Source organism: Rhodovulum sp. 12E13 (assembly GCF_003340565.1).
Lineage (GTDB): Bacteria > Pseudomonadota > Alphaproteobacteria > Rhodobacterales > Rhodobacteraceae > HLUCCA09.
Window position 1 is genome coordinate 15,966 of the sequence record NZ_QPLK01000031.1, and the last position, 11,700, is coordinate 27,665.

An 11,700-nucleotide genomic window follows, 5' to 3' on the forward strand; every position below is an offset into this window, starting at 1 on the left:
TGCGGTGCGCCCGTGGCGTTGCGGTCGCGGCCTCCGGATTGCTGGTGTTGGCGCAAGTTGCCACGGCGCAGGACGCGGACGGGCTGGTCGCGCAGGCCGAACGGGAAATCGGCAACGTCTTTCAGTTCATCGAACCTGTCGCCGAGACCGGACTCGAGGGTGTTTTCGCGTTTCTCGACGCGCAGCAATGGGTCTTCATCCTGGTCGCGCTGGCCATCGGCTATCCTCTGGGAAGGCTGAGGTTGGGCCCGATTTCGCTGGGGTCGACGGCGAGCACCTTGCTGGTGGCGGTTCTGATTTCGATGGCGGCGCAGGTCTTTTTCGGGCTGACATACGCGATCCCGGGGATCGTCTCGACGATCTTTCTGTCGCTCTTCATGTATGCGCTCGGCCTGGGCGTCGGACCGAAGTTCTTCGCCGGCCTCAAGGCCGCGGGCGTTCTCGCCATCCTGCTCGGAACGATCATCTGGGCGCTGAACTGGGCGATCGCGGTCGGCGGAGCGAAACTGGCCGGTCTCGACTCCGGATATGCGGCCGGCCTGATCTCGGGCAGTTACACGATCACGGCGGTGCTCGGCGTCGCGCAATCCGCGGTGCAGGCCGGAACGGCGGCCGTTCCGGAGGGCATGACCGCCGAACAGATCGGCGCGAACATGGCCGCCGGCTATGCGATCAGCTACCTGCTGTCGAGCGTCGGCATCATCCTTATTCTGCGCTATCTGCCGCAGATGTTCGGGCACGATCCGGTCGCAGACGGAAAGGCGGCGGAAGCGGCGTTTTCCGGTGGCGGCGCCCACGGCCTGCCCGGGACGCCAGAGGCCTTTCTCCTCGGATATTCCCCCGTGGATCTCAGAGCCTACCGGATCGAGAACGAGGCCTTCGCCGGCCGCAAAGTAGGCGACCTTCTGGATTCCTACCCCCAGGCGCCGATTCTCAGGGTCGTGCGCGATGGAGAGGCCATGGACCTGACGAGCAACCCGGAGATTCGTATTGGCGACCTCGTCACCATTCGCGCGGATGTCGGTCTCGAAATCCTGCACGGCGGCGAGATCGGGGCGGAGGTCGCCGACGCAACGGCCCGCAATCTCGTGATCTCTACCGCCGACATTCATGTCGGCTCGCACGCGGTCTCGGGCAAGACGGTTACCGATCTGTCCCGCAACCACCTTTCGCATGGCCTGCGACTCGAGGCGATCTTCCGCGCCGGGCAGGAGATCCCCCTAGGCCCTGAAACGGATGTCCGTCTCGGCGACGTGCTCCGCCTCAGCGGCCCGCAAGTCTGCATCGATCGCGCTGCAGAGGCGCTCGGCGGCACGGCCGTCACGGGCGACACGCTCGCAACGACAGAGGTGATGCATCTGGCGATCGCGATGTCCGCAGGCTACGTGATCGGCACGTTCAGCGTGTCGCTCGGCGGGATCCCCTTTGCGCTGGGCTCCTCCGCGGGATGCCTTCTCGCCGGCATCATCGTCGCGTATCTGCGCAGCCGCAATCCGCAACTGGGTGGCCCCGTTTCGGAAGGCGCGCGGGGCTTCATGCAGGATATCGGCCTGAACGTGTTCGTCGCGGTTCTGGGCGCCAACACGGGGCCGAAACTCGTATCTGCACTCGGGGGCGATACGGTCATCTGGCTGGCCCTGATCGGCACGGCTGCCGCCCTCGTTCCCGTGATCGTCGCTTACTTCATCGGCGACAGGATCTTTCGGATGAATTCGGTGATCAATGCGGGCTGCTGCGCAGGCGGCCGCAATGCGACTCCGGCTCTCGACGCGGTTCTGGAACAGTCGAAAAGTCAGGTGGCAGCCGCCCCTTTCCCGGTGGCGTACGCGCTCACCACCGTACTTGCTCTTGTCGGAGGTTATCTTGCACAAATCGTGTCATGACCCGTTGAGGGGAAAGACATTTTCTGTGCAAAACGCCAGCGTGTAATTCTCGAGCCCGTGACCACCAAGAACGCCATGCAAAGTGACCGCCAGAAAACAAGCTGGAAGAGGGCGACCATGAGAAGCGCGCGTCTGCCAACGTGCGGGATGTGGATCTCCCCATGCCTCGTTGCGGCAACAAGCACTCCGGGAGCCGCTTTTGCGCTCGCGCCCTCGGTGCCGATGTTCGGCAGCTATTTTCCGTCCTGGTTGCTTTGTCTTTTCGCCGGAATCGTGCTTACGATCATCGTCCGGGTGGTCTTCATCGTGATCGGGCTCGACGATATCCTGCGTTGGCGGGTGCCGGCATACATGTCCATGGCGCTCGGCCTGACCTTTTTCCTGTCCCTCGCGATTTTCGGACGCTGAGCTGTGCCTGACCGAAAGCCGCTCATCCTGCTCGGAGCCGTCGTCACCGCCCTCATCATCGGCGGGACGGGGCTGCTCGCCTATCGCAGCCATCTGGTGTCGTCGGCCAACCCGCTCTCGGACGATGCCTCGGTCGAGGCGGACGTGTCGCGCATCGCGCCGTCGATTCCAGGCCGGGTGAAGGCGATCCATGTTCACGACAACGGAGAGGTCAAGGCAGGCGACCTGCTCGTCGAGCTCGACGAAACGCCCTACAGGCTCGCGTTGGAGCAGGCGCGCGCCGATCTCGAGATCGCGATGGCCGCGCGAAGCGACCAGGCTCGCAGCATTCGGGCCGAGCAGGCGAACCTCGCCATCGCCGAGGAGCAGGTGGTTCGGGCCACCAACAATCTGGAGCTTGCAACTCAGACCCTCGGGCGCCTCCTGCCAATGCAGGAGCGCGGCTTCGTCTCGGCGCAGCAGGTCGACGATGCAACGACGCTGCAACGCGATGCCGAGGTCAGCCTGAATGAAGCGCGGCGGCAACTTGAAGCCGCAGAGGCGCTCGTCGGCGACGAGGAAGGGGCGCAGGCCCTTATCCGGGCACGCGAGGCAGCCGTCGCGATTGCCGAGCACGAGCTGGCCGGCACGAAGATCGAGGCGCCCTTCGACGGCCGTGTGACGGGCATGTCGGTGTCGGTGGGCGACTACGTGCTGCCGGCGCAATCGCTCTTCAGCCTGATCGACACCTCGCGATGGATCGTGTCGGCCAACTACACCGAGACCACGCTGCCCGGCATCGAAGTCGGCGATTGCGCCACTGTCTACGTGCTCGCCGACCGCACGCGCCCGATGCAGGGCCGGGTAGAAGGGATCGGGTGGGGCGTGGCCTCGCGCGATGTCATCCAGGTGCCATCGGCGCTGCCGATCGTTCCGAAGTCGCTGGATTGGGTCCGCGTGCAGCAGCGCTTCCCCGTCCATATCCGCATCGACGACCCGCTGCTTGATCTGATGCGGGTCGGCGCGTCGGCCGTGGCCGTGGTGCACGAGAATGAAGGCTGCTGATCAGCCCGCCTCGCCCTGGCCGGGGATCGTGCGGCAGGCATGGGACGACGTGCAACCGTTCCCGGGCCGGTTCGGCCGGACATGGCGGATAGCGCTCCTCTGCGCCATCGTGGCGGCCACCTCGATGATCCTGAAGATCCCCGAGGCCGCGATCAGCTGTTACCTCGTGATCTTCGTGATGAAGGAAGACGCGGTCGAGACGTGCCTCATGGCCATCGGCGTGATCGGTTTGGCGACCCTCGTGGTGGCGCTGATGATCCCCCTTGTGAATGCCACCGTGGAAAGCCCGCAGACGCGGCTCGCCGTCATGTTCGGCGTGTCGTTCGTGTTTCTGTTTCTCAGCTCCGTCACGCCGCTGGGCGAGCAGGCGGCCGTCGTCGCCCTGATCGTCGCCTTCATCATGACCCTGGTGACCTATGTGCCCATCGGGCAGATCGGCGACCAGGGGCTACTGATGGCCTGGAAGATGGCCTGCATGCCCATGGCGCTGATGATCCTCTTCTGCCTCGTCTTCGGCACGCCGTCCCATGTGCTCGTGCGCCGCAGGATCGTCGAACGCCTCGAGGCAGCGGCAGACCGGATCGACGCATGCGAGTCGCCCGAAGCGCTTGTCGAGCTGCTGGGAGAAGGCAACGAGGACCTGCGCAAGCGGATCGCGATGGTCAAGGCGCTCCACCTCGTCGACCGCGCGACGTCGACCTGGCTGACGGGCGCCATCGAGACGAGCTATCGGGCGCTGCTGGCCGCCTCTGCCCTTCCTCCCGGCGCAGACCACCGGGCCAAGGCCAGCCTCGCTGCCCAGCTTCGTCACGCGGCGACCGCGATATCCCAGGGCGCGCGGCCTGCATACCCGTCTCCCGATGTCACCGACGGCGCGACCCGTGCCGATACCGCACTGCGCGATGCGCTTGTCGGTCTCGCCGCGCCCGACGGAGGAGGAGCGCCCCAGCCTGCCAGGCCGCAATTGCTGGCCGCGGATGCGTTTACCAATCCCGAGCACCACCGCTACGCGCTGAAGACCACCATCGCCGCCGTTCTGTGCTACCTCATCTATACCGGCATCCAATGGGACGGGATCCATACGGCGATGATCACCGTCTATGTCGCGGCGCTGGGCACGATCGCGGAAACGGTGCGCAAGCTGACGCTCCGGATCGCCGGGTGCCTGATCGGGGCGGCGATGGGCTGGTTCGTTCTGGCCTTCGTCATGCCGAGCCTGACATCGGTCGGCGGCCTTGCCGGAATGGTGTTCGGCGGCATACTCGTCGCGGCGTGGGTTGCCGTCGGAAAGGAACGGATTCAGTATGTCGGCTTTCAGGTCGCGCTTGCCTTCATGCTGACGACGCTCAATGGCTTCGGCCCCAGCTTCGAGATATCGCAGGCGACGAACCGCATCTACGGCATCCTGCTCGGCATCTTCGTCGTCTATCTCGTCTTCACACAGTTCTGGCCGAAAAGCGTGGCCGGCGACATCCGCGCGCGGCTTCGAGACGCGCTCGACGCCATCGACCGGATCTCGGCTCTGCCCCGGGCGGAGATGCACGCGCGCGCCGCTGCCGCCTCGGAGGCGCAGATCGCCCTTGCCAAGGCCGAGGACCTGTTGGACATCGCCCCGTTCGAGCCCATGAGCAATCGTGTGTCGATGGCCGAAATCGCGCGCCTGCGCGGCGCCGTCGACGGGCTGCGCGACGGGGTTGTTCGTGAATATCTTGGCGAACCGGGCGACAGCCGCGCAAAGCAGGACCTGGCCCAGTATCGGGACATGCTTTCGGCATACCGCCCCCCCGAAAGCGGTGTGATGCGCGTCGGCGCGTCTCCCCTCGGCGATCCACGCTGAGACGATCGAGCAAGCGACGCAAGGAGAGGGTCCAAATCCATGACGATCGAAGCTGTTCCGATCTGCCGAAAGGGTCTCGTCCCGCTGCTCGCCCTCGTCCTCGCCCTTGGCGCCTGCGACACCGACACCAGCGGCGACGTTTCCCCGTCCCCGTTCTCCCCCTGGAGGGAGGAGGGGGGGGAAGGAGCGCCGGGAAGCTTCGCCCTGTCGCCCAATGCCGAAGCCGGCGCCCTGTCCCCAGGTGTTCGATCCGGCAAGACCTACGAGCTTGTCGAACTGATCGACCTCGCCCAGCGGACCAACCCGCTGACGCAGCTCGCCTGGGAGAATGCCCGGCAGGCGGCCTTTGCCAGGGGCATCGCCGAGGGGACGTTCCTGCCCTTCATCTCGGCCAACATCATCGCCGGGCGGCAAGACATCGTCACGCCGGTGCGGACCCTCGGCGGCGGCACCGACACCCTGACGACGACCGCCGAAGGCGCGACACCCGCGCTTGCGCTGCAATGGCTGCTCTTCGATTTCGGTGAACGCGCAGCCTTGCGAGACGTGGCGGCAGCGAACCTCGACGCGGCGAACATCGCGTTCAACGGTACGCATCAGGCGCTCATTTTCGACGTGACGCGCGCCTATTACGCCCATGGCGGCGCGGTCGGCGACGTGCGGATCGCCGAACAGGCCCTCGCCAACAGCCGTGCCATCGAGGAAGCCGCCCGAGCTCGCCTGCAAGCCGGCACCGGCACGTCGATCGAGGTTGCGCAGGCCGAACAACTCGTCGCGCAGGCCCGGCTCCGCCTTGTGCTGGCGCAGGACCTGCGCCGCGACGCCTATCACGATGTGGTCGAATCCGTGGGCATCTCGCCCACCTCCAGAATAAGGATCGCCACATCCGAAAGCCGACGCCTTCCCAGTGCCGGTGCCGTGCTGACCGACGACCTGATCAAGACCGCCCTCGCCCGTCGGCCGGACGTGCTGGCGAGCTTTGCAGGCGTTGAAGCCGCGCGCGCAGGCGAACGCGCCGCCGACGCGGCCTTCCTGCCAAAGATCTACACGACCGCGATCGCCGGAGCCAACAACACGACGTTCCAGACGGGCAACCTTCCGGGTGTGGGCGCGCAACAGACCGCTTCGGGGATCCTGCTCGGGATCTCGATCCCTGTTTACGACGGAGCCATCCGCGCGAATCGACGTCGCCAGGCGGAATCGGCAACCGAGGCGGCCATTTCCGTGCTCGATCAGACGAGGAATGCCGCAGCGCGCGAGATCGTCGTCGCATCCGACACGCTGCGGTCGTCACTCGAGGCCTTTGAAGCGTCGACCGCCCTCGTCTCTGCCTCCCGCACGACCTACGACGCGACGCTCGAAGGCTATCGCAACGGGCTCGTCCCGATCACCGATGTCATGGCTGCAGAAAACGGGCTGCTCCTTGCGCGGCAGGCCCGGACTGACGCCCACGCCGCCTCGCTGATCGCCGCATCGGCGCTCGCGTTCTCGCTGGGCGACATGACATCCCGCGACTCGCCCGCGGCTGCACTCAGGCGATAGCTGCCGCAACCGGCTGCGTTTGCCGGCTCTCGCGCATCAGCAGCAGCGCCCCGACGAAAAAGCAGAACGCCCCGACCCAGAGGTGGGCATTCGCAACAGTCAGGATCCAGCCCGGTTCCGGCCCTTGCGGGACATAGGCCAGCACCCCGGCCGTCAGGAACGCGACACAGCCCACGAGGTTGATCGCAGCGATCTTCCAGTCGAGGTCGCGCAATTTCCATCCCCAGTAGCCATGGCAGACCTCGATGAAGGCGAGATAGGCCGAGACGAGGAACAGGACCGATCCGACCATGCCGGGCAGCCAGATCGTCAGATCCTCGGCGAGCCAGTCCTGGCTTGGGTCGATTGCGTCGAAGGTGTTGAAGTTGAAGGCGACCGTGCCGACGAACTGGCACAGCGTGCTGAGCCAGCCAGCATTCCGCGGCCGCCAGCCGACAAGGGCGATCCGCCCCGCTGATGGGCTCGGCGCTTCGAGGCGGGGGGCGTTGGCCGATTGAAAGTGCTGGAGGTAGGCCGCGACCGTGAACGGGATCGATCCGGCGAAAAAGATGGCCGCCACGGTATAGGGCGATGGAAGCCACGGCGTGTCCGGTGGGAGCAGAGAGAAGGCCGCCCCGACCATGAACAGGGTCGCCCCCACGCCGAACAGCAGGCCGATCATCCAGTTGAAGCGCGCCGACTGCCAGACCGGTACGCCACCCGCGCGCCGCAAGCTCTCGAACCGGTCAAGCCCCTTTCGAACCTGGCGCGAGGGCCAGCGCCGCTCGTGGCCATGTTGCGTGAAGACGCGAAGCGTCACGAACGGGCCGGGCCCGTGCAGCCGCACCCCACCCCGTTCGCCTGTGTCGCTATCCTCGTCGCCGGTCATTCAAGCTCGGCTTCAGTGATGGAACCCGGAGGCATCCTCGGATGTCAGGGCAACCTTCCGGGGGTGGGCATCCAGATGGTCCAGGGCCGCCTTCATGTCGTCCATCAACAGCGTCGAGAGATCCCGGCTGACGCCGTTGCGCACGAGAATCCGCTGGATCGCCTGATCGCTGCAATTCGCAGGCAACGTATAGGCGGGCACCTGCCAGCCGCGCGCGCGCAGACGATCGGCCAGATCGAACAGCGTAAAACCGGGATCGGCTCCGTCCTTTAGCTTCCACGAGACCGCCGGGATTCCGCGGTTCATGTCGCCGTCGTAGACGATCTCGAACGGCCCCATCTGCGCGATCTCCTCGGCGAGATATTGAGCACTGCGATAGCAGGCCTCATGCACCTTGCGGTAGCCCTCGTGCCCCAGACGCAGGAAGTTGTAGTACTGACATACGATCTGACCGCCCGGCCGCGAGAAATTCAGAGCGATATCACGCATGTTGCCGCCGAGGTAATTCACCCAGAACACCATGCTGTCGGGCAGGTCCGCCTCCTCGCGCCACATGACCCAGCCCACGCCGAGGGGAGCGAGACCGAACTTGTGACCCGACGCGTTGATCGACTTCACGCGCGGCAGGCGAAAATCCCATTCCAGGGCGGGCGCGCAGAAGGGCGCGAGAAAGCCGCCCGACGCGCCGTCGACATGGATCGGAATGTCGAGGCCCGTCTCTTTTTCGTAGCCGTCGAGCGCGTCGCTCACCGCCTTCACCGGCTCGTATTCACCGGTGAACGTCACGCCGAGCGTCGGAACCACGCCGATGGTGTTCTCATCGCAGAGCTTGAGCACCTCTTCGGGCGTCATCAGCAGGCGGCCCTCTTCCATCGGGATCTCCCGATGCTCGATGTCCCAGTAGCGGGTGAACTTGTGCCAGCAGATCTGGACGGGGCCGGTGATCAGGTTGGGCTTGTCGGCGGGCCGTCCGGCGGCCTTCTGCCGGCTCTCCCAACGCCGCTTCATCGCCAGACCGCCCAGCATCGCCGCCTCGCTCGACCCCGTGGTCGAGGTGCCGGTGGCCACGCCTTCGGGGGCGTTCCACAGATCCGCGAGCATCCGCACGCAGCGCGCCTCGATCTCGGCGGTCTGCGGATACTCGTCCTTGTCGACCATGTTCTTGTCGATACAGGCGTCCATCAGGCGGTGGACTTCCGGTTCTTCCCAGGTCTGGCAGAAGGTCGCGAGGTTCTGCCGCGCGTTCCCGTCGAGCATCAGCTCGTCGGAAATCGCGGAATAGACGAAGCGCGGATTGCGCTCGCGTTCGGGAAAGCCGGATTTCGGCAGCGGCTCGCCGAAGGCTGTCGACCCGTAAATTTCATCGTCATCGCCGCCGTAGCGGTCGGAAAGTGGCGTGTCGCTCATGTTGAGTCTCCCAAGGCTGCGGCGTGCGCGCGCTTCATTCGCATGTGATGAAATCGGAGGCTCACGTCATCCGGGTTTGGCGGCAGCCAGCAACTCCGTCGCCCCGGCCGCCGATTGCTCGAGGCGGTCGAGGGGCAGGATGCGAGGTCCGTCGAGGCTTGCTAGGGCCGCAAGATCAAACGAGGAATAGTTGAGATCCCGATAGGTCCGCACGAAAAAGAGGGTGCGGTCGAGATCGGAAAGGTTGGTCCAGCAGGTATATTCGGTCACGTAAGGCTTGTCGGTGCTTTCCGACAGCCCGGCGACCTCCATGTGGCCGCCGCCTTCGCCCGGATAATCGATCGTCGCGCCGCGCGGGCGGTCGAAATTGTTCATGATATGCGCGAGCGTCCGCAGGGCGGCATCGGGCGTGTCGGCTGCCTCGGTGAACTGCGAGTAGAAGGCCGCACGCACGAACCGGCCAACCGAGGTGTTCGACGCGGGCAAGCCGGCCGTCGCGATCCCCGAATCTGGCTGGCGCGCGGTGTATTTGCCGAACGCGCCACCCGATTTGTCCACGTTCGACAGGTAGGTGTAGTTATCGAGGTTCGTGAGGTGCCAGGGAAACTCGGGGCCATTGGTCATGACGCCGACCGGGTTGTCGTAGAGATGCATAGCCCCGTTCTGGAACTCGATCACCAGCGCGTCGCCGGAGCGGTCGTGCACGACGTAGTGGAACGGCGATTCCACGCCCCCCAGCAGTGCGAGCGGTTCCAGCATGACCGGCTGGTCGGCCAGCGCAGCCTTGACCTCGGCGACAGTCGCGAACCGACCGAGCGCCCACGACCCGAGGTCCGAGGCCGAGAGCACGGCGGCCGTCGTGTGGGCGCCGTGGTCTGCGCCGCCGGCCGCGGGATAGGACAGAAGGCTGAAGGTGAGTCCCTGCTCGTTCATGCCTTCGAGGGGCTTGAAATCGCCGACCGTCAGCGGCGCGTCCTTCGTCGGGATGCGTCCGGGCATGGTGACCGAGATGAAGGCGTGGCTGGCCTCGTAGTCAACCGGATCGCGGCCTTCCAGCTCGGAGCGGAGCGTCATCCCGCGTGGAACGAACACGACCTGATAGGGCAGGTCCATCGTCAACTCTAACGTGCGCCCGAAATACACGCGTCCCTCGGCGTCACGGTATGTTAGCGATGTACACACGGCAGGCCTCCCATCGGACACTCGATGGCGATTTGATGGGCCACCGAGGGCAAGGTTCTACTGTGCGCTCCTGCCCTGTCAAGGCACCCCGCCGCGGAAGCAACGACTTCGGCTACAGAATTCGCGCTTTCGCCCCGAAGAAGGGCCGCAGAGATCGTGCGAGGCGTTCGATTGCGCTTCGCGGTATTGCATCGCTTGAGGCGCGCAAGGCTGTGGTCGTCATCGCGAGACAAGGAGACTCTGGATATTGGATCGTCGCCAGGAGTTGCTGCCGCTGCTGGGCCGTGCGAGCCGGGCGTTTCTTCGCAGGGCGACTGCGGCGGTAGCACTTGCCGCAAGCGGGTTGCCCGCTCAGGCGCATCAACCCTCGGCGGCCCCGGGGCAGGCGGCGGTGAAGGCCGAGCGAGAGACGATCGTAGACATCTCGCGCAGCGCGTGGCGGTTGCACAACCTGCTGCCCAACCAGACGCTGACCGATCTCGCCTTCGCGCACATGACCGAGGACCCGCTCGACTGGACCGAAGCCGAGCAAGACTTTGCCCGCGCCTGCCAGCGCGTCGACGACCTGCCGGAGCCGGGCCTCTTTCGCGACGCGAAGCGGATGGGCGAGGTCGTGTCCGGCGCCTCGACCGATGTGGGCAACATCAGCTTCAAGTGCCCGGTCGGCATCTTCCGCCTCGCGAGCTTTCCCCAGGTTTCGACCTGCATACATGGGCTGTCACGGCTGCGGGCGGCATGTCGATCGGCGACGAGGTTTCGCTGGGATCTGCGCGCATCCTTGCCGGGATGGGCTACGACTTCATGATCGATCCCGCATTGCGCGCAGCGGCAGCCGTGGATTTCCGCCTTGTGCGAGGTCAGGCGCCCTACGTGTCGCGCCTGCCGCTGGGGCGCACGCAGCCCCTCGGCCTGCCCGACCACATGGTCAAGACCGGCCAGGACGAGCTCTTCGCGAGCAGCGGGTAGATCTGGAGGTTCAGCCATCGCTTCGGGCGCATCTCCCCGTCGTCCTGATCACCGCCATGCTACGCGTTGAGCATGGGAAGGCTTCTCGCGCCAGGGTCGCCTCGAACTCGGCGTCCGGCATGCGGACGTAGCCTTCGGATCGGGGTGGTGTCATCGGATCCTCCTTCCGCCGCTCAGCCGACCTTGCAGCCCCAGAAGGACGTGTGATCGGCGGCGAAATAGCCGTCCGCGACCCGGAAATACCCCTGCAGCTCGACGGTATCGCCCGCGGTGAGCGGCACCATGGTCTGCAGCCAGATCGCGGTGGCGAGCGAGACGTGGGTGGCTGAAATTTCGCCGAGGGAGCCGCGGATTTCCGTTGTGCCGTTCAGGACGAGCCGCCCGCGCATGCGGGCCGTGGCGCTGGCGTTGATCTTGTAGAGCAGCGTCGCGCCGAAGCCCGCCTTATTCATCGAAATCGGGGGTAATGGCTGGCGTGCCCGCGAAAGCTCTGTAGAATCAAGTTGCTACACCAAGTCCGACAGCAGCCCTCGGAGCACGCCATGGGTGAAACGCTACAGCCG

11 protein-coding genes are annotated in these 11,700 nt (G+C 65.6%); 7 read left to right on the forward strand and 4 right to left on the reverse strand.

The genetic code is table 11. The annotated features are described in order from the left end of the window. Positions 1–44 precede the first annotated feature (44 nt). From DLJ49_RS18325 to DLJ49_RS18345, 5 genes are read left to right on the forward strand one after another with little or no spacing between them, the layout of a single operon-like run. A complete protein-coding gene (locus DLJ49_RS18325) occupies positions 45–1,883 on the forward strand; it encodes an aspartate:alanine exchanger family transporter (RefSeq protein ID WP_233489240.1) in 1,839 nt (612 codons plus the stop codon). A gap of 57 nt (positions 1,884–1,940) precedes the next feature. Further along, the gene (locus DLJ49_RS18330) at positions 1,941–2,291 is read left to right on the forward strand and encodes a YtcA family lipoprotein (RefSeq protein WP_199533430.1); all 351 of its coding nucleotides are present in this window, start codon (positions 1,941–1,943) and stop codon (positions 2,289–2,291) included. A 3-nt stretch (positions 2,292–2,294) separates the two neighbouring features. Next, positions 2,295–3,335, forward strand: coding sequence for a multidrug transporter subunit MdtN (mdtN, locus tag DLJ49_RS18335; RefSeq protein ID WP_115394984.1), 1,041 nt, complete (start codon positions 2,295–2,297; stop codon positions 3,333–3,335). Further along, positions 3,322–5,172, forward strand: coding sequence for an FUSC family protein (locus DLJ49_RS18340; protein ID WP_115394985.1), 1,851 nt, complete (start codon positions 3,322–3,324; stop codon positions 5,170–5,172). The genes mdtN and DLJ49_RS18340 overlap by 14 nt, the downstream gene beginning before the upstream one ends. 39 nt (positions 5,173–5,211) lie before the next feature. Beyond that, on the forward strand, positions 5,212–6,714 hold the full coding sequence (locus DLJ49_RS18345) for a TolC family protein (protein ID WP_115394986.1): 1,503 nt from the start codon (positions 5,212–5,214) through the stop codon (positions 6,712–6,714). Here DLJ49_RS18345 and DLJ49_RS18350 read toward each other — a convergent pair. From DLJ49_RS18350 to DLJ49_RS18360, 3 genes are all read right to left on the reverse strand, one after another. Beyond that, entirely contained in the window at positions 6,704–7,582 is an 879-nt protein-coding gene (locus DLJ49_RS18350) for a hypothetical protein (RefSeq protein WP_115394987.1), read from the reverse strand. The genes DLJ49_RS18345 and DLJ49_RS18350 overlap by 11 nt on opposite strands. Before the next feature lie 12 nt (positions 7,583–7,594). Further along, the gene (locus tag DLJ49_RS18355) at positions 7,595–8,989 is read right to left on the reverse strand and encodes a glutamate decarboxylase (RefSeq protein WP_115394988.1); all 1,395 of its coding nucleotides are present in this window, start codon (positions 8,987–8,989) and stop codon (positions 7,595–7,597) included. Between the two features lie 66 nt (positions 8,990–9,055). Next, complete coding sequence (locus DLJ49_RS18360; protein WP_369932745.1) at positions 9,056–10,192, reverse strand: linear amide C-N hydrolase; 1,137 nt, start codon at positions 10,190–10,192, stop codon at positions 9,056–9,058. Positions 10,193–10,436: 244 nt separating this feature from the next. Between DLJ49_RS18360 and DLJ49_RS18365 the strand changes: the two genes are divergently transcribed. Together DLJ49_RS18365 and DLJ49_RS21880 are read left to right on the forward strand one after the other, a co-directional pair. Beyond that, a complete protein-coding gene (locus DLJ49_RS18365) occupies positions 10,437–10,976 on the forward strand; it encodes an amidohydrolase (protein ID WP_147277342.1) in 540 nt (179 codons plus the stop codon). Next, complete coding sequence (locus DLJ49_RS21880; protein ID WP_199533432.1) at positions 10,973–11,137, forward strand: hypothetical protein; 165 nt, start codon at positions 10,973–10,975, stop codon at positions 11,135–11,137. The genes DLJ49_RS18365 and DLJ49_RS21880 overlap by 4 nt, the downstream gene beginning before the upstream one ends. Before the next feature lie 173 nt (positions 11,138–11,310). Here the strand turns inward: DLJ49_RS21880 and DLJ49_RS18375 are convergent, their stop codons facing one another. Then, positions 11,311–11,589, reverse strand: coding sequence for a hypothetical protein (locus tag DLJ49_RS18375; protein WP_115394992.1), 279 nt, complete (start codon positions 11,587–11,589; stop codon positions 11,311–11,313). Positions 11,590–11,700: the final 111 nt, after the last annotated feature.